Source organism: Pedobacter sp. (assembly GCF_965249885.1).
GTDB lineage: Bacteria > Bacteroidota > Bacteroidia > Sphingobacteriales > Sphingobacteriaceae > Pedobacter.
This window is the reverse complement of record NZ_OZ252254.1, coordinates 1997889-2015942: the sequence shown is the minus strand read 5'-3', so window position 1 is coordinate 2015942 and position 18054 is coordinate 1997889. Positions and strand designations below refer to the sequence as shown.

Here is an 18054-nt window from a genome sequence, read left to right as displayed (position 1 = left end):
CCAATACTAGGAGCTGTCCCAAGGTTGAATAGGCTTTTGAACTTTGGGACGCCCCCTTTCCATTAAAAAACATGGGTGTAAAGCAACCAACAAAAAAGAAAAAGACGTTAAAATACTGGGTGGGACGACTACATTTGTGGCTGGGTCTAGCCTCTGGCATATTTGTGGTATTTTTAGGCCTCACCGGATGTATTTTAGCCTTCCAACGCGAAATAGAAGACGCTACACAAGCTTACAGGTTTACTGAAAAACAGGATAAGCCACTTTTAGCACCAACACAACTCAAAGCTATTGCCGATAAAGCTTTACCTAATAAACATGCACATAGCGTAACCTATCAACCTGGTCGCACCACACAAGTAGTTTACTACGATTTAGTTGCTGATTACTATTACATCGTTTTTGTAAACCAGTACACAGGCGAAATTTTAAAGGTGAAAAATATGGATGAAGATTTTTTCCGAATCATCATCATGGGGCATTACTATTTATGGTTACCGCCAGCTATTGGTCAGCCTATTTTAACCACCGCCACTATGCTGTTTGTATTTCTACTCATTTCGGGTTTGATATTATGGTGGCCTAAAAGCAAAGCTGCCCGCAAACAGCGTTTCACGGTTAAACTCAAATCAAAATGGCGCAGGCTTAATTACGATTTGCATAATGTGCTGGGCTTTTACGTCACTGTTATTGCATTGTTTATTGGCCTAACGGGGATGATTATGGGATTTCAATGGTTTGCCAAAACGGTGTATTGGACTAGTTCTGGCGGCAAAACCATGAATATGTTCGAAGAAACTTACTCCAACACCAGCGGAAAGACGAAGCTTAGCACTAACGCCGCAGCGGCCGATCAGCTTTGGGCCAAATTTTTGAACGAAGATCCTCACTTTAAAGGAAGCATAGATGTACACTTTCCCGAAGACGAAAAAGGCGCTATAGAAATTGCTAAAAATCCTGACCCCAGCACTTACTGGAAGGCAGATTACCGTTACTTTGATCAACATACATTACAAGAGATTGAGGTGAAACACGTGTTTGGAAAATTTGCCAATGCCTCAGTAGCGGATAAAATCATGCGGATGAATTACGACATCCATATCGGTGCCATCGGCGGATTGCCGGGAAAAATCCTTGCTTTTATTGCGAGTTTAATTGCTGCTAGTTTGCCAATTACAGGCGTTATTATATGGGTAGGTCGAAAAAAGAAAAGTCGGCGATAAATTGGGAAAGGGTAATTGCAATGAATAGCCCTCTCTCCCGATAAATCGGGATCTCTCCCTGAGGGAGAGAGTAGCAGAGTTGTTTAACCCAACATCTCCATTTTAGAAACGCCGTTATTGAAATTGTATATCCCTTCCGCTAAAAACACTACAACCCTTTCAATAGTACTATTCTCTCCCTCAGGGAGAGATCCGATTTATCGGAGAGAGGGTAATTAGTAAATAAGCATAAATACACAAACAATGCCCTCTCTGGCTACGCCATCTCTCCCTGAGGGAGAGAATAGCAGAGTTGTTTAACCCAACATCTCCATTTTAGAAACGCCGTTATTGAAATTGTATATCCCTTCCGCTAAAAACACTACAATCCTTTCAATAGTGCTATTCTCTCCCTCAGGGAGAGATCCGATTTATCGGAGAGAGGGTAATTAGTAAATAAGCATAAATACACAAACAATGCCCTCTCTGGCTACGCCATCTCTCCCAAAGGGAGAGAGTAGCATAGTTGTTTAAACCACCAACTTCCATTCTTGTTATTAAATTTGTATATCCCATCCGCTGAAAAAACTACAATCCTTTCAATAGTGCTATTCTCTCCCTCATAGGGAGAGAGATAGCATAGTTGTTTAAACCATTTTAGAAACGTGGACATCGTTAAGTTTATTCACTAATTCATTATATTGCCGTATAAAATCAACTATGTGCCGTATCTTCTTTTACTTACTCACTTTTTTATTTGTTAGCACGGAGGTTTTCTCGCAGGACCTCAACTATGCGAAGAAAACCATTAACACATTAACTTCTTCTACTTATTGGGGTCGTGGCTATACCAATAATGGAATGGCTAAAGCGGCAGACTTTATCGAAAGCGAATTTAAAAGCTTTGGCTTAATACCTCTTGACACAAAAGGATTCAAACAGTCATTTAGCTTTCCAGTAAACACTTTCCCTAAAGACATGAAGTTGGAAATAAATGGCAAAGCACTAAAGCCCGGAAGGGATTTTATTGTTCACCAAGCTAGCAAGGGAGTGAACACCACTACTAATTTAATCCCAAAGGACAGCGCCACCTATTTAAATGCGCAGGCCGGTATTGTGCTCAGCATACAACCTAAGCTCACTTGGTCGGTAGCGCAACAGCCAATGGATTATACACTTATCGAGGTTACAAACAAATCCTTGCCGGGCATTCCAAAAACAATTAAAGCCGAAATCACCAACCAGTTCATCCCCAATTTTACCGCAGCAAATGTAATTGGCATGGTTAAGGGAACGACTAAGCCAGATTCCATATTGGTTTTTACGGCACATTACGATCATTTAGGTGGCATGGGCAATAGCACCTTCTTCCCAGGAGCAAACGATAATGCCAGCGGCATAGCTTTACTACTTGACCTAGCACGGTACTACGCCAAAAACCCTTCGAAATACAGTATTGTCTTTATCGCCTTTGCGGCAGAAGAAGCCGGTTTATTAGGCTCAAAATACTTTACTGAAAACCCATTGTTTCCACTGAGCCAAATTCGGTTTTTATGGAATTTAGATTTAATGGGCAACGGTGATGCTGGCGCTACGGTTGTAAATGCCACGCTACATACAAAAGAATTCGCCTTACTGCATAAAATTAACGATGCGAACCAGTACTTGGTAAAAATCAACCCACGAGGAAAGGCCGCCAATAGCGATCATTATTACTTCACGGAAAAAGGTGTTCCAGCGTTTTTTATGTACACCCAAGGTGGTGTAAGCGCTTACCACGATATAGACGATATTGCAGCAACACTCCCCCTTACTTCTTACCAGCAAATTTTTAAGTTGCTGGTAACCTTTAATCAACAGCTAATCAACTAAAAGTTTAATTATTTATACCTTTACATTCTTAATCAACTATATTCGCTCAAAAAAACCCATCTAATGAAGAAAATGCTTTTTCTGGCTGCTTTTGCGGCTGCATCGCTCTTTGCCAATGCGCAAGATTCAAAAACCAATGAAAACAACGATTTTAAACCAAGCAAAGGAAGTTTCGCTACAGAGTTAAACTTTAATCCTTTCAAAGGAAACCTTAGTTTTAACAATGTATTAAACCAAGTTAAGGGTCGTTACTTTGTTAGCGCTAACTTAGCGTTAAGACTTGGCTTTAATGTAAACACCCTTGATTCGAATTTAAACTACGGCAATCCCTATGGTGCGCAATCAAACTTTTCCTCTGACGAGAGAAAAAGTACGAGCTTCGGTTTAAACATTGGGATTGAGAAACATTTTAAAGGAACCAAAAGGCTATCGCCTTATATTGGCGCCGATGCTTTTTGGGGCACACGAAGTGCTAAACAAACCATCTCTAACAATGGCTCTACCACCAATGTTAAAAACGGCTGGCTAGACGTAACCTACGTACAAAGCGGCTCAGGATTGGTCTATACGTATCGCATTAGCGAAGGTGCTTACAGTCGATTTGGCATTTCAGCAGTAGCAGGTTTCGACTTCTATATGGCTAAGAATTTCTTTCTAGGCTACGAATTCAATTTAGGTTACTCCAAAACAGACTTCAAATCTCCAGATGTTACTATTACCGGACAGAGCACTAGCTTTACCAACTATTACAGTAACAATTCCACAAGTAAATTTGGCACCTCACTAGTAAACGGTATTCGTATCGGCTACATTTTCTAATATTTTCATGAAAAAACTAGCGCTTCTTAGTGCATTATACCTTTTGGTAGCACTAACATTCAACTCGTGTAAAAAAGACAACTTTACACCACCCGAAGTCCAGAGCTTATCAATTAAAGCTAACTCGCTCAGCAGCATTACTTTTACGGGCAACGTCCTTAATGTAGGCAATCAAAACACCAAGGATTACGGATTTATTTACAGCACTACCAATAGTCTGCTTAGCGAAACTAGCGGCACAAAAGTTTCATTAGGAAGTAATCCAACTAAAGGGGAGTTCAGCAAAACTATCGACATTGCACCTCCTAGTGTCTACTATTCGAATGCCGTTTATGCCCGTGCTTATATTACTGATGAAAATGGAACCGTTTTTGGAACTACCTTGATCACCCAGCTTCCTCAACCCTATACGAACAACATTAACCCAAGTGCAGGGAAAGTGGGCGACATCATTAAATTTTACGGAAAATTCCATAGCCCAACTTTAAACAATGTAAGTGTTACCTTCAATGCGATTAAAGGACGTGTTGTTTCGGTAAGTGACGCTGAAATTGCTGTAGAAGTTCCATCAGGAATAGTAGCAAGCCACGGACAATATGTAACGTTAAATTTGGTAATTAGCGGAGTAACGGCATTTAACGCTCCATCCTTTACTATGCTAGCCAATATTAAAGATTTCAGTCCTAAAACCGGTACTGTAGGCTCAAATGTTTCTTTAATTGGCGATAACCTGCCTAGTAGTTACAGCGGAAACTACCCTTTAAATATTTATTTTGGTGATGCACTGGCCAATAACGGTTATTATTATGGCAGTCAGGTGACGGTTCCTTTTACAGCCAGTGCCAAATCTCAAGTGAGTGTTGTGGTTAATGGGCAAAAAGTGACCTTGCCCGGCGACTTCACCGTAATTGCTCCACAAGTTACTGCGGTTAATCCGGCTTCTGGAATATTACCTGGCCAAACCCTTTACATTTCGGGAACCAATTTCCCTACACAATCTGACGCTAGTGCAGGAAGGCCAATGGTAAAATTGGGCAATGGCGATTATCAGAATGTTTATTTACAAAGCACCAACGTTTATTATTTGAACACTTCAAGTGCACTTGCTGATGGAGACTACACCCTATCTTTGAGAATTGGCCCTCATGAGGTGCAAGCGCCAGATAAGGTAAAAATATTGCCATATACGGCTACAAGCTTTTCGCCGGCCACCGGCGGACCAGGCAAAGAAGTTAACATTAGTGGTAATTTTATACAGGGCAGTAGCTATTATGTATATTTTGGTACAGCTACCACTTATGCCACCGCCACGTCGGCAACCAATTTACGTACTTTCGTACCTTCGGGAACAAATGCTGGAACAGTAAAAATTAGCGTTGACCTACCTAACAAAAAAATTGTTTTACCAGGAAATTTTGAAGTAGTAGGCCCTACCTTCACTTCATTTTTACCTACGTCTGGAGTGGCTGGCACTCAAATCACCATTAAGGGAACCAACTTTTCTCCAGGCACCTATAATACTTCTGTGAAATTTGGTACGGTTGCCGTAACGCCTATAAGTGTAACTGAAAACACCATTGTGGTGGCCGTTCCTTCCAACGTAAATCCGGGCGCCATGAAACTGAGTGTGGTAACTGGAGGCCAAACAGTGGTACACAACGATAACTTTACCATCACCAACTAATATCACCTACAGGTTGTTTACTTAGCTTAAACGCGGGTAAACAACCTTTGGTTAGTCAAGTTCCTCCTAGTTTTTTGTAGTTCTTCACAAAAACAATCCCCTAGTTCTAGGTGTTACGCATATATCCGCATTGATTGAAATGATATGATTACTGCAATTAACCAATATAACGCCTGCTTCAATAACACAAGCTAATCTGGTGATTGGTTCACCCATCCATCAATCCTGACTCTCAAAATTAATTCGCCCTTTTAACGCTTAAATCAACCCCCAAACATCGCTACCTGTAAAATAATGCATTTACCTTAATCATCTACCTGCTTAGATTTACGCCGTTACCTTAGGGCGCTAACGTAAAAAATTAGACGCTTTCATGGAAACAACAACACAATCATTAGCAAGAAAAGAATTTAAAGGCATTGACGTTACCAAATTTGTCTTAGCACTGCTCGTAGTAGCGGGGCACACCCATCCGTTTAAGGATATCAACAACCCCACGTTCCTCTACATCTGGAAAAACACACTATTGTTGGTAGTCCCCTATTTTTTCATGGCAGCTGGCTTTTTTCTATTCCAAAAGGTAGCACACAAACCCAATAAAGCTCAAAAGCTAGCCGTTATTTGGCCATATATTAAGCGTATTGCCAAAATGTACATTTACTGGACCATCATCTTTATTCCAATCACTTTATGGGATTATGCTACCGACGGGATCGTTTTCCATAAAGACATTATTTTATTTTTTAGGGGAACCTTGTTTTTTGGCGAAAACTATTACTCTTGGCCACTGTGGTTTTTACTATCCATGACCTATTCTTTGGCCTTCATTTACCTGCTTTTACTGCTTGACTTTAAACGCAATACTATTTTCCTGATTTCTATTCTGTTTTTTGTGGTGGCCACCATATTTAATGAACTCGTGAAACAGGAAAGCAACAACAATATCCTACTCGAAATTGGCAAAACCGTAAAATACCTGTTTTTAACTGGCCGGTTATTTACCGGCATGTTTTACTTGATGATTGGAGGCTTGATTGCCAATAACAAGTTCCGATTACCTCACTTAGCAACGATTACGCTGATAGGTATTGCCATGTATTTCCAATATCATCAGGTAAAAATTGTTTCGCCCCTATTTTTCGGTTTATTTCCTATTGCGCTGTTCTTACTGACCTTTAACCTTAGCCTAAGAGGGGTAAGCAACAATGAATTTTACAGAAAAAGCAGCACCGTATTGTACTTTACGCACATGATCGTGTTTTTCATTTATTCGCTCCTATTCCAAACCTTGGGTTATTTTGGTTGGGACGCTTTTTTAGTCTCGGTAATGATCCCTATACTGCTCACCCCACTTATCAACAAGTACGAAAACCGATTTACTTTTTTAAAGGAATTGTTTGGCTAACTATAGGCATTGGGGGAGGATAAGATGCATGTCGGTTGTTTAATTTGATTTCAAAAAATTTGATTTCATAACAATTTGTTTATTTTTAGAGCATCTAAATCAAACTTTTAATGAAAAAAATCTATTTAACTCTCGCGTTCTTGTCCGCGTTCTGTTTTTTTGCCAATGCCCAGTTTAATATCGGCGCTGGCGCAACCTACACCAACTATGCCGGTGAAATTAAACAAGGAGCTCCAGGTGTACACCTTCGTGGCAACTTTTACATTCGTGAAAAATACGGACTGGGCTTAGGCTTTTCGTATAGCATGCCGATGAAAGCTACCGAAACCGAAGAAGGCTTAACTTTAGAGCGAACCAGCCAGTTTATGGGATTTAGTTTGCTGACTAGCCTGCATCTTATTGGCGGTTACGAATCGGATTTTAGCTTGTACTTCCCTTTGGGTGCCACCTATCAAGTGGGCAAAAACAAATATAAGTTAAGCGGCAGTCCATCATCGGGCATTACCAGTATTGATGTGGAGGATGGAAACTTAAATGGCTTTGTGGTGAACCTAAACATTGGCCTACAGTACCGCATTGGTAACCCTTTTGTTTTTGCTGAAGCTGGCGTGGCTTTAAAAGCAGGCGCTAACGGTTATAACACTCGTGATGGCTATACCGCTAATAATAACCCTACGCCCGGCTCAACTATATTACAGTTAGGCATCCGTATTCCTTTTGGCTCGGGAGTAGGCGGTGGAGTTTATTAATTTTTGATAGTTACTTTCCACTGTACGAGCCCACTAGTCATGAACAATTTCAAACAGCTGCTTGCATGTATTTTATTGGCAGGTATTGCTTTATTAACCTCAAGTTTTGACCAACCTCAGGTCAAGCCTGCCATGCCTCCCGGACTTTATGCCTTTTCCTATACATCAACGGTAGGTTTGTTAGGCGAAGCAACACCTATGCACTGGGAAAAGCCTAGGGCATTTGACATCTATAAGGGTGTTAGGTTCGAGGTGGTGAACGATAGTTTGATCTATAAGCATAGCTATGACATCGATGGCAAAAAAATAGAAGGAAAATCTTCAGTAGCCCGAAGAACGAGTTCAAAAATTATGGCAATGTTCAAACCCGTACCCAAAAATTATTTGGATTATGAATTGGTTGGTGTTTATAATTTTGGCCATATGCCACCAGATATGTGGCAAGTATTTTATTATTCCAAAAAACGCAAATCGTTATTGAGTGTAAGCCATTCGTTTGAACTTAACAGGATAGATCATGTGATGCTCTTTTTAGATCAACCTAAACATCCTTTTAAAGATTTCACTAAATTTTTTAGGGTTTTAGCCGGTGACGAAGCTTCCTACAATTACCCCGTTGTTAAACAAACCGTTATCATAAATGGTGGCAATAAACAATAGAACTTGTAATTAAATTTAAAGTATTTGCCCTAGCCATCGTGCTGGGGCATCTTTTTTAAGGCGAGTGCGGTTACGCGAATGAATTGAGTAGATCTGTAGCCATTGATCAGCAACATTTTTATTCTTATTAGCTATACGAAAGCCATTTGCAGCTATTTACCTTGCCAACTAAACCATGTACATTTATAAAGCAATGAGCGGTTTCAAACCTTTTTGTTAACCACTAACCTATATAAAAACATGTACTTATGGCACTAAGCAATTTAAACAACACCCACCTCTCGGCGGCCGAGGAAACCGCCGCCAAAACTGCACTAAGCCAATTAGAAACTGTATTAACCGCAGTAAGCATTAACGTAAAAGCCTCCGATAGACAAAAATACGGTCGTATCAACGAACAAAATAAGCTCTTCGTCAACAAGGTTTTTGACTTCCACAACAGCCAGCCCGACCTGCAAACATCACAAGTGGAATGGGATGAGTTTGATAGGGACTACAACAGCCGTTTATTAATGGAAAATCTGATTTTAAGGCTTGAGGCTTTAGTTACCAAGCTAAAAGGCGCTAAAATTTTGCATGATTACGATAACTACAACGCCGCTTTAATGGACTATGGCTATACCAACTACATGGCCGGCGCCGGTGGCGAACGCTATGAAAACAAACTGAAGGAACTGAAACAATTTTTTCAGCGCAAAGCTGATTCAGCTCCTAAAGGACAATAAAATTAACTGCTACCACTTATTGCTGATGGTCTGTTGGATTAACTTAATCTGGCAGACCATTATTTTTATCCTCCGGCGGGTTAAGTTAATGCAACGACGAGTTACTTTAACGCAGCCGCGAATTAATTTAATGCTCCTTACCTTTAGTGCAATGCAACGACGGGTTAATTTAATGCTCCGTTGCGCTTCGGAAGCGGAAGCGAGCGCTTAATAAGCAGAACGGAGCGCTTCGGAAGCAGAAATTTGCAGTCCAAAAGCGGAAATTTGCGCTTCTGGATGCCAACGGCGCAGTCTGGAAGCGCAACGACGGGTTAAAAGACCGCGACGGCGGCTTAAATAAGTATTCCTGATACCTACAAGGCCGTTTTATTTCTTTGATTTCGTATCAGACTTGATGCAGTTAGGTACCGTTTTGCCGTTTTTCTTCTTCGTGCCCGCTTGCTCGTAACCGCTCCAACAAGGGTCTTTTTCTTTTTTCTTTGCCATGAGATTGTGTTTAAAGGTTAACGCATGGCAGGGCGGGTTTGTTTGTTGGGGGGGTAATAGAAAAATTCGCTGGTTCGCGAAAAGACACCCCCCGGTTGTCGCTGCTGCTACGATGCGGATCAAAACCTAGATTAAGACTCCAGCATTAATGCTATATTACCGTCAACCCACATCTTCTAAAATACTCGAAAGTGCTATCATATAAGTCCTTTGGTCGTGTCTCATCTGTTCCATCAACATCGGGTACTAACACTATCATTCCTTGCCTAGCTCTTGTCAGTAGAACGCGGTATGAATTCAATAGATAGTTCTTTGCAGTATTTTGACTAATATTTTGCCATTTTGAACCTTTAAAACTCTGGTAATTCCACTTGCCGTTACTATGATATAAATTGATATCCCACGCTACACAGGTGAAATCAATTTCTAGGCCTTGTACGTCAAATTCCGTAGCTACATTTTCTAAGTAAAATGATGAACGAACATCATACTTATCATTCAGAAACCATTTTGCAGGTTCAATTTCGTTTTTAACGTCTAATCCAAGTGCACGCAATCTTTTTCCTCCTGAACTTGCTACAATACCAGTCCTTTCTGTTCCCTTAGCTTTATGCTTTAGCCAACTTCTTGCTAAATTTAAGTCTCTGGTTAAAAAAATTGGATAGTTCTCTTTGAATGAATTGTACAAATATTTAGCGTCTTCACTTTTATTTTCTAAAACATATTGTACGAATAGAGCAACTTTTTCACTTCTAAATGAACGCACAGAAACAGCTAAATGCAAATCACTGACTTTAGTTCCATTATTTTGAAGCCAGTTCAAGAGCTCTGCGTCATTCAAATACATGGCTCTCTCATCAAGAATTTTTTCTGAATAGTAAATTTCCCAATCCGAATAACTTTGCTTTAACGATTCAATCCACTCTGATGTCCCCGCTTCTCCAGTATTGATTTCCTGTCCGCCACCAATCAAACAAACAATCGTGCACCAGTCTTCATGACGATCCATCACACTAATCAAATATTCAGGCTCGGACATTTCAAAATCTTCAATACCTTTCTTGGTTTTCATAAATTTTGAAACCTGTTCTTTTTGCCAAGCCCTTTGAGCTTCATCAAAAACTACAACTTTTTCTATAGGCGCTTTATGTGTCCTTAAGTTATCATCTCTGAAGTGATGGATATTTTGAATAAATGCTTTTGATTTCCGCTCGGCGTCTGTTCGCTTAAGTCTATCACCAGTTTGTTTTGCTGTTAAAACGGAGTCTCGTGTTAAAGCTTCCCGCATAACTTCAACCAATGGCCCATTTCCCGAAAGAAAAACAGAATGTTCTGATTCATCTGCTTTTAGTCTTTCATTTGCAATATTCAAACCCGCAAGTGTTTTTCCTGCTCCTGGCACTCCAGTCAGCAAACAAATTGACTTTTGCCTTTTCGCTTTAGTGATCTCAATAATACTATTGATTGCTTCTGTCGTTCGTGAAAGATTTATTGCGCCGGAATCACTTCTAGAAATATCTTGAACATTGTGGCCTTTGTATAGTGCTTGCGCTGCTTCAATAATTGTAGGCGTGGGTTTGTATGCACTAGTCGCCCACTCTGCGGCATTAATGTTCTGAGTAGGATTATACGTCGTTAAAATATCTCTAAGAGTACTTCCAAAAGTATTTACATTGCAAAGAATACAACTATCTAATCCTATTGCTTTTGGAATGTCGTTAATTACATCTGGTCCTTTTGTCGAGATTAAAATTGGAACGATTACCTTATTGTGGCTACCTTCATGGAAATTCAGTAAGTCCAAGCAGTAATCTATCGTTTGGTGCTGGGCTTCTTTCGTATACAGAATTTCCCCTATTTTAAACTCAACTACCAAAATAAAATTTCCGACTATTAAAATGTTGTCTACCCGCTTTCCGATTCTCGGAATAGAAAATTCAAAATAAATATTTCCTTGAATATCTGTGAGACTATATTTTAAAATTTCAATTTGTTTTAACCAAGCTTTTTTTTGCTGGTCTTCAAGTTCATGCTGATGATTCTTTGCTAGTTTTCCAAAAACGGAATTTACATCGTCTATTCTAAATGCATCTATCGCATTTTGATAATAACTTCTTTTCATCGTTTACGATGTTATTTAGTTTAGTTGTACTTAACTGACTAAGCTAAAACATTCCATCGGTATCTACAAATAACTTCACCTTCTTCTTATAAGCAAACAAAAAAGCACCAACCATTAACTGATTGATGCTTTGTAAAGTAGCCCAGAGCAGAATCGAACTGCTATCTAGTGTTTAGGAAACACCTATTCTATCCGTTGAACTACCGGGCCTGCTTGTAGGCGCAAATATAATTTATGTTTCCTTAAAAACGTAAATAATGTATATTTAAGATATGAGAAAATATTTGGTGTGCGATTGCTCATTTTATCTTTGATTTTGACGGTACCACTCGTCATATTAATAATAAGGATTGTTAGCACAGCTATCATGATTGCCAATGATACCGACAGGTTTTCCAAGAGTTTAATCATAGCCCTGCTCATCGTAGCATTTATACTAGTGATATCGGCATGCGCCTTTGGTTTTTTAGGTATTAACCTGATTAGGAAATCAAAACCTACAGTAGTTCATATTTCCGCTGATGAAGATTTCCCAAGCAGATTATCGCCCATTAAAGAGGATTAACTGTTTTCAGCACTTCGCATTTGCACACTTTTTAAATCGCCCACACCTTCGGCTTCGTAAATTTGCAAGCCAAAATAGGGTGCCGCAGCAATTAAATGGTCAAAAATATCGGCCATGATGTGCTCATACTCTGCCCAAACAATGGTATTGGCAAATACATACACCTCAATAGGCAAGCCTTGCGCCGTGGGAGCCAACTGCCTTACCATAATGTTCATGTTTTTATTGGTGCCCGAGTGGCTAGAGATATAACTGTCAATGTACTTGCGAAACAAACCAGCATTGGTAAGGTTTCGACCGTTAATGAGCAGGCTTTTATCCGCATTGGTTCGGAGGTTGTGCCTCTCAATATCTTTTTGGCGGTGTTGGATGTACGAGCTGATCAATTGGATTTGCTCAAATTGCGGCAATTCCTCGTCTTTTAAGAAACGAATGCTTGATTGCTTGATGTTGATTGCCCTTTTGATCCTTCGTCCGCCAGACTGCCGCATTCCACGCCAGTTTTGGAACGAGTCAGAAATGAGCGAATACGTAGGAATGGTTGTTATGGTTTTGTCGAAGTTTTGCACCTTCACCGTGGTAAGGTTGATCTCCAAAATATCACCATCTGCACCATATTTGGGCATGGTAATCCAATCGCCAATGCGCACAATATCGTTGGTAGTTACTTGGATACTTGCCACAAAGCCCATAATAGTATCCTTAAACATTAACAACAATACAGCTGATATAGCACCCATAGCCGTAAAAAAGGCTACTGGAGATTTTCCGGTAAGGTTGGAAAACAGCACTACCGTACCAAACAGATACAATAATATCCGGATCACCTGCAAATAACTATCGATGGGCTTACCTCTAAAGCCAGGTCGTTCCTTGAGCAAATCGCCACCAGCTTTGATAATGGCCATCACTACCCAAATGACTACCAACACCAAATAGATATCACAAAGGCCTAACAGCAGTTTATGGATTTGGGGATAATCGTGAAAAACGATCGGGATGGTGATATAAAGTACAATTAGTGGCGCTATTAGCGACAAATAGTGCGGCGCTTTATGTTCTAGTAGAAATTTGAAAAATTGGATATCCGTTTTACGGATGGTTTGCAGCATGAGCAGCCTGAGGATTCGCCTTACCACATAGTAAATGATGTAAGTAACACTAACAGCCAAAACGAGTAACACCAGCGCATTAACCACTTCAGCCGTATCGGCCGACATGCCCAAATTTTTAAAGAACTGTAAACTGGCACGACTGAAATCTCGCAAGTGATTGTTTAATTCCATATGGTGGCAATATAACACTTTTGAGAGTAATTAGTGAAAGACTTGCCAACACATGCGTGAAGAACCCTCTCTGGCTACGCCATCTCTCCCAAGGGGAGAGTAAGTAAAGTCGCTAATTCTCTCCCTTTGGGAGAGATATCCAACGGGCAGAGAGGGCTATTAAAAAAACAGCCGACTGCATAAGCAATGGGCTGTTTCTATATTGCGGTGCATATTTACCTCACTACCCCACCGTTGGTACTAGCCTGCGTAGGACTCACAAAACTTAGCTTCCCTTGCGCATCCTCTGCCATTAAAATCATTCCCTGCGAAACAATCCCTTTGATTTCCCTTGGCGCCAAGTTAGCCAACAAACTTACTTGCTGTCCAATAATATCTTCCGGTTTATAGTGTTCCGCAATTCCAGAAACTACGGTACGTTGATCCAACCCGGTATCTAAAGTAAGCTTCAATAGCTTCTTCGTTTTCTCCACTTTTTCGGCGGCAATAATCGTAGCCACGCGAATATCCATAGCGCCGAACTGCTCAAAAGTTACATTTTCTTTTGCTGGAGCGATGGTTGCGTTTGCAGCTTCGTTTAATGCCTTGCTATTGTTCAATTTATCAACTTGTGCCTGCACTTCTGCATCTTCAATTTTAGCGAACAACAACACTGGCTCGTTCAATTCGTGACCACGTTTTAAGAGGTTGGTGTTTCCCGCATCTTCCCAAGTATGCCCACCATAATTCAACATTTGTTGTAATTTATCTGCGGTAAATGGTAAAAACGGTTCAATTAATATTTTAAGATTAGCGGCAATTTGTAAAGCCAAATGCAAAATGGTACGTACCCTATCTTCATCGGTTTTAATCAGTTTCCAAGGCTCCGTGTCGGCCAAATACTTGTTACCTAGCCTTGCAACATTCATCACCTCGGTTAAAGCCTCCCTAAATCGGTAATTTTCTATAGATGCGCTGATTTTAGCTGGATAAGCCTTCAGCTCTTCCATTACCGCTTTATCTACATCAGTTAGTTCCATACAAGTGGGTACTTTACCATCGAAATATTTATGGGTAAGTACGGTAACCCTATTTACAAAGTTTCCTAATATGGCTACTAGCTCGTTGTTATTTCTAGCCTGAAAATCTTTCCAAGTAAAGTCGTTATCTTTAGTTTCGGGTGCAGTTGCGGTTAACACATAACGCAGTACATCTTGCTTGTCTTTAAAATCCTCCAAGTATTCGTTTAACCATACCGCCCAGTTTTTAGAGGTCGATATTTTTTGCCCCTCCAAATTCAAAAACTCATTTGCGGGAACATTTTCAGCTAGGATAAAATCGCCATGCGCCATTAACATTGCTGGGAAAATGATACAATGAAACACAATGTTATCCTTCCCGATGAAGTGAACCAGTTTCGCTTCTTCGTTTTTCCAGTAATCCTCGTAATCAAATTTATCTACTTTATTTTGGCTGATGTAGTACTCCTCCGCTTTGGGATTCCATACGTCTAACCTAGCATAATTAGCCAATTCTTTTGTTGCCGAGATATAACCAATGGGTGCATCGAACCAAACATAAAGCACCTTGCCATCTGCTCCTTTCACAGGGACTTTAACGCCCCAATCCAAATCTCTGGTCATTGCTCTTGGCTGCAAACCGGCATTTAGCCAGCTTTGGCATTGCCCGTACACATTAGGTCGCCATTCTTTGTGGCTTTCGATATAAGCCCTTAATTTGTCTTCATACTGATCCAGCGGCAAAAACCAGTTCTTGGTTTCACGCATTACTGGAGGCTCACCAGAAAGTGTTGATTTTGGATTGATCAAATCAGTAGCATTTAACGTACTGCCGCAGCTTTCACACTGATCGCCGTAGGCATTTTCGTTACCACACTTAGGGCAAGTACCAGTGATGTACCTATCCGCCAAAAAAGTTTGTGCTTTTTCGTCGTAATATTGCTCGGTTACCTCTTCGGTAAAAACACCGTCTTTATATAATTTCTCAAAAAAATCTTCGGCAGTTTGATGGTGCGTTAAAGATGACGTACGATGGTAAATGTCAAAAGAAATCCCAAAGTCCCTGAAAGAATCGCCAATAATTTTATGGTATTTATCTACCACTTGTTGCGGAGTAATCCCCTCTTTTTTAGCCTTTAAAGTTATCGGAACACCGTTCTCATCTGATCCGCAAATAAATTTAACTTCTCTTTTGTTAGATCGCAGATAACGTACATAAGTATCAGCAGGCAAATATACGCCAGCTAAGTGGCCAATATGCACGGGACCATTGGTGTACGGCAAAGCAGCCGTTACGGTATATCTTTTAAATTTACTATTATCCAAAACTATTTATTTATTTTGGCAAAGATAAGTGTTTTCAAAATGATTAAGCAGCCACCATATTTAAAAAAGGGAGATAAAATAGCAATTGTTTGTCCGGCGAAGAAACTTCCAAAACCCATTGACAGAGGAATTGAGATTTTAGAAAGTTGGGGACTTGAAGTAGTATCTGGAGAAACCGTGACAGCCTCTTACCACCAGTTTTCGGGATCAGATGAATTAAGGGCTAAGGACATCCAACAATTTTTGGACGATCCTTCCATCAAAGCCATTATCGCTGGTCGTGGCGGTTATGGCACCATCCGAATTATTGACGAACTGGATTTCTCTGCATTTAATGCCAATCCTAAATGGCTGGTTGGCTTTAGTGACATTACTATTTTGTTATCTCACGTTTTTGCACAGTTTGAAACACAAAGCATTCACGGGCAAATGCCATATACCTTTGAGGATAGCACGCCACAAGCTTTGGAGAGCTTGAGAAAAGCACTTTTTGGCGAGAATGACACCTACAGTTACGAAAGCGAAGTAAGCGGGAGGGATGGCGCTGTTGAAGGCGTATTGGTGGGCGGCAATTTAACCTTGTTGTTGGCTGTGGAGGGTTCGGTTTCGGAAATGGATTTTGACGGTAAGATCTTGTTCATCGAGGATGTGGGAGAGCATGAATATGCCATTGATAGAATGCTAAGAACCTTGCAGCGTAAAGGTAAATTAGCTAATTTAAAAGGCTTAATCGTTGGTGCTTTCAACGAATTAGGGGAAGAAAGCATTTATTTTGGGCAAACGCCAGAAGAGGTAATTTGGGAGCAGGTAAAGCAATACGATTATCCGGTTTGCTTTGGCTTTCCATCGGGCCATATCGACGATAACAGAGCGATGGTTTTGGGTAAATCCGTATTATTAACAGCAAAAAACAAACAGATTGAGCTAAAATATTTGTAATTTTATAATATAGCTATTTCTAATAGTAAAAATTTGCTAAAGCTAAGATGAGAACACTGCAAGAAATAAAAAGCACTTTAAACATCCATAAAAACAGGCTATTTCGCAAGTACCCTCTTAAATCAATGGCTATTTTTGGATCTTATTCCCGTGCAGAACAAAACACCTCTAGTGATTTAGATCTCCTTGTTGAATTTTCTGATAATATTGGTATAAGATTTATTGATTTAGCAGAAGAATTGGAGGATATTGTGGGGATGAAAGTCGAAATCGTTTCAAAGCAAGGTATTAAAGAAAAATATCTAGAATCTATTGCTCCAGATTTAATTTATGTCTAAAAGAGATACGTTACTACTATTGGACGATATGTTGCAATCTGCACAAAAAATTAAGCAATATACCGCTGGCCTCAATTATGATTCGTTTATCGCGGACAACAAAACTGTTGATGCTGTGGTTAGGAATTTTGAAATAATTGGCGAAGCAGCCAACCGTATAGATGACGATTTTAGAAGTAGCAATCCCGAAATCGAATGGAAAAGAATTAGAGGGTTTCGCAACAGAATTGTGCATGATTATTTTGGGATTGATTACGCTATTGTTTGGAATATCATCACGACGTACATAGACGACCTAATGGAATCGCTTGAAACAATGATTAAAGCAAAATAGCTTAGTATAACAAAGTAATGGTTTTGGGTAAATCCGTATTATTAACAGTTGAAAAAAAAGTAACATTTAAATACATTTAGCATATGGCAATCCTCGATAACTTAGGCAAATACAGGAATACCGGCTTATTAATTTTAAGAGTTGGCGTAGGTGCCATGATGATGTTCCACGGACTTCCTAAAATCATGGGCGGCCCAGATAACTGGGCTGGACTAGGCGGAAGTATGGGCGTAATTGGTATTAATTTCTTGCCAGCCTTTTGGGGCTTTATGGCTGCCATTGCCGAAGGTTTAGGCGGTTTCCTACTTTTATTGGGGCTATTTTTCCGCCCAGTTAATATGCTGCTTACGTTTACTATGATTATTGCCGCTCTTGTGCATATCAATAAGGGCGAAGGCATTATGGGCGCTTCTCACGCAATTGAATTGGGCATTGTATTTTTTAGTTTGATCTTTATTGGCCCAGGCAAGTATAGCGTGGATGGGAAGTAGGGTGACACTTTTAGCAAAGTGCTCGGCAAAGTGTATGAACCCTACTTCACGTC

At 40.2% G+C, this 18054-nt stretch carries 16 protein-coding genes and 1 tRNA gene; 13 read left to right on the top strand and 4 right to left on the bottom strand.

The features are described 5' to 3' along the window. Nucleotides 1–71 precede the first annotated feature (71 nt). The 8 genes from ACY2A0_RS08525 to ACY2A0_RS08490 all read left to right on the top strand — a co-directional run bounded on the left by ACY2A0_RS08525 (nt 72) and on the right by ACY2A0_RS08490 (nt 9116). Nucleotides 72–1223 carry a PepSY-associated TM helix domain-containing protein gene (locus ACY2A0_RS08525; protein ID WP_461789132.1) on the top strand — a complete coding sequence of 384 codons (1152 nt, stop codon included), beginning with the start codon at nt 72–74 and terminating at the stop codon, nt 1221–1223. Between the two features lie 699 nt (nt 1224–1922). Next, on the top strand, nt 1923–3074 hold the full coding sequence (locus ACY2A0_RS08520; RefSeq protein WP_461789131.1) for a M28 family metallopeptidase: 1152 nt from the start codon (nt 1923–1925) through the stop codon (nt 3072–3074). Nucleotides 3075–3137: 63 nt separating this feature from the next. Continuing rightward, nucleotides 3138–3893 carry a hypothetical protein gene (locus tag ACY2A0_RS08515; RefSeq protein ID WP_461789130.1) on the top strand — a complete coding sequence of 252 codons (756 nt, stop codon included), beginning with the start codon at nt 3138–3140 and terminating at the stop codon, nt 3891–3893. Between the two features lie 7 nt (nt 3894–3900). Beyond that, a complete protein-coding gene (locus ACY2A0_RS08510; RefSeq protein WP_461789129.1) occupies nt 3901–5577 on the top strand; it encodes an IPT/TIG domain-containing protein in 1677 nt (558 codons plus the stop codon). 373 nt (nt 5578–5950) lie between these two features. Continuing rightward, nucleotides 5951–6982 (top strand): acyltransferase family protein, encoded by a 1032-nt coding sequence (locus ACY2A0_RS08505; RefSeq protein ID WP_461789128.1) that lies wholly within the window; start codon nt 5951–5953, stop codon nt 6980–6982. Nucleotides 6983–7092: 110 nt separating this feature from the next. Further along, nucleotides 7093–7731 (top strand): hypothetical protein, encoded by a 639-nt coding sequence (locus ACY2A0_RS08500; RefSeq protein WP_461789127.1) that lies wholly within the window; start codon nt 7093–7095, stop codon nt 7729–7731. Nucleotides 7732–7770: 39 nt separating this feature from the next. Then, on the top strand, nt 7771–8391 hold the full coding sequence (locus tag ACY2A0_RS08495) for a hypothetical protein (RefSeq protein ID WP_461789126.1): 621 nt from the start codon (nt 7771–7773) through the stop codon (nt 8389–8391). Nucleotides 8392–8639: 248 nt separating this feature from the next. Beyond that, the gene (locus tag ACY2A0_RS08490; RefSeq protein ID WP_461789125.1) at nt 8640–9116 is read left to right on the top strand and encodes a hypothetical protein; all 477 of its coding nucleotides are present in this window, start codon (nt 8640–8642) and stop codon (nt 9114–9116) included. A gap of 637 nt (nt 9117–9753) precedes the next feature. Here ACY2A0_RS08490 and ACY2A0_RS08485 read toward each other — a convergent pair. Beyond that, complete coding sequence (locus tag ACY2A0_RS08485) at nt 9754–11724, bottom strand: DUF2075 domain-containing protein (RefSeq protein WP_461791333.1); 1971 nt, start codon at nt 11722–11724, stop codon at nt 9754–9756. Nucleotides 11725–11862: 138 nt separating this feature from the next. Continuing rightward, nucleotides 11863–11934: transfer RNA gene (locus ACY2A0_RS08480), tRNA-Arg, on the bottom strand. A gap of 157 nt (nt 11935–12091) precedes the next feature. On the opposite strand from ACY2A0_RS08480, the gene ACY2A0_RS08475 reads away from it, so the two are divergent. Then, nucleotides 12092–12289, top strand: a complete 198-nt coding sequence (locus ACY2A0_RS08475; RefSeq protein WP_461789122.1) for a hypothetical protein — start codon at nt 12092–12094, stop codon at nt 12287–12289. Here ACY2A0_RS08475 and ACY2A0_RS08470 read toward each other — a convergent pair. Both ACY2A0_RS08470 and metG read right to left on the bottom strand, forming a co-directional pair. After that, a complete protein-coding gene (locus tag ACY2A0_RS08470; protein ID WP_461789121.1) occupies nt 12286–13575 on the bottom strand; it encodes a mechanosensitive ion channel family protein in 1290 nt (429 codons plus the stop codon). The genes ACY2A0_RS08475 and ACY2A0_RS08470 overlap by 4 nt on opposite strands. 215 nt (nt 13576–13790) lie before the next feature. Further along, nucleotides 13791–15899, bottom strand: coding sequence for a methionine--tRNA ligase (gene metG, locus ACY2A0_RS08465; RefSeq protein WP_461789120.1), 2109 nt, complete (start codon nt 15897–15899; stop codon nt 13791–13793). Nucleotides 15900–15938: 39 nt separating this feature from the next. Here metG and ACY2A0_RS08460 point away from each other — a divergent pair, with 39 nt between their 5' ends. The 4 genes from ACY2A0_RS08460 to ACY2A0_RS08445 all read left to right on the top strand — a co-directional run bounded on the left by ACY2A0_RS08460 (nt 15939) and on the right by ACY2A0_RS08445 (nt 18001). Continuing rightward, entirely contained in the window at nt 15939–16838 is a 900-nt protein-coding gene (locus ACY2A0_RS08460) for a S66 peptidase family protein (protein WP_461789119.1), read from the top strand. A gap of 47 nt (nt 16839–16885) precedes the next feature. Further along, nucleotides 16886–17176 (top strand): nucleotidyltransferase family protein, encoded by a 291-nt coding sequence (locus tag ACY2A0_RS08455; protein WP_461789118.1) that lies wholly within the window; start codon nt 16886–16888, stop codon nt 17174–17176. Further along, entirely contained in the window at nt 17169–17510 is a 342-nt protein-coding gene (locus ACY2A0_RS08450; RefSeq protein WP_461789117.1) for a HepT-like ribonuclease domain-containing protein, read from the top strand. Before ACY2A0_RS08455 ends, ACY2A0_RS08450 begins: the two co-directional genes overlap by 8 nt. Before the next feature lie 83 nt (nt 17511–17593). Then, the gene (locus tag ACY2A0_RS08445; RefSeq protein WP_461789116.1) at nt 17594–18001 is read left to right on the top strand and encodes a DoxX family protein; all 408 of its coding nucleotides are present in this window, start codon (nt 17594–17596) and stop codon (nt 17999–18001) included. Nucleotides 18002–18054 lie beyond the last annotated feature (53 nt).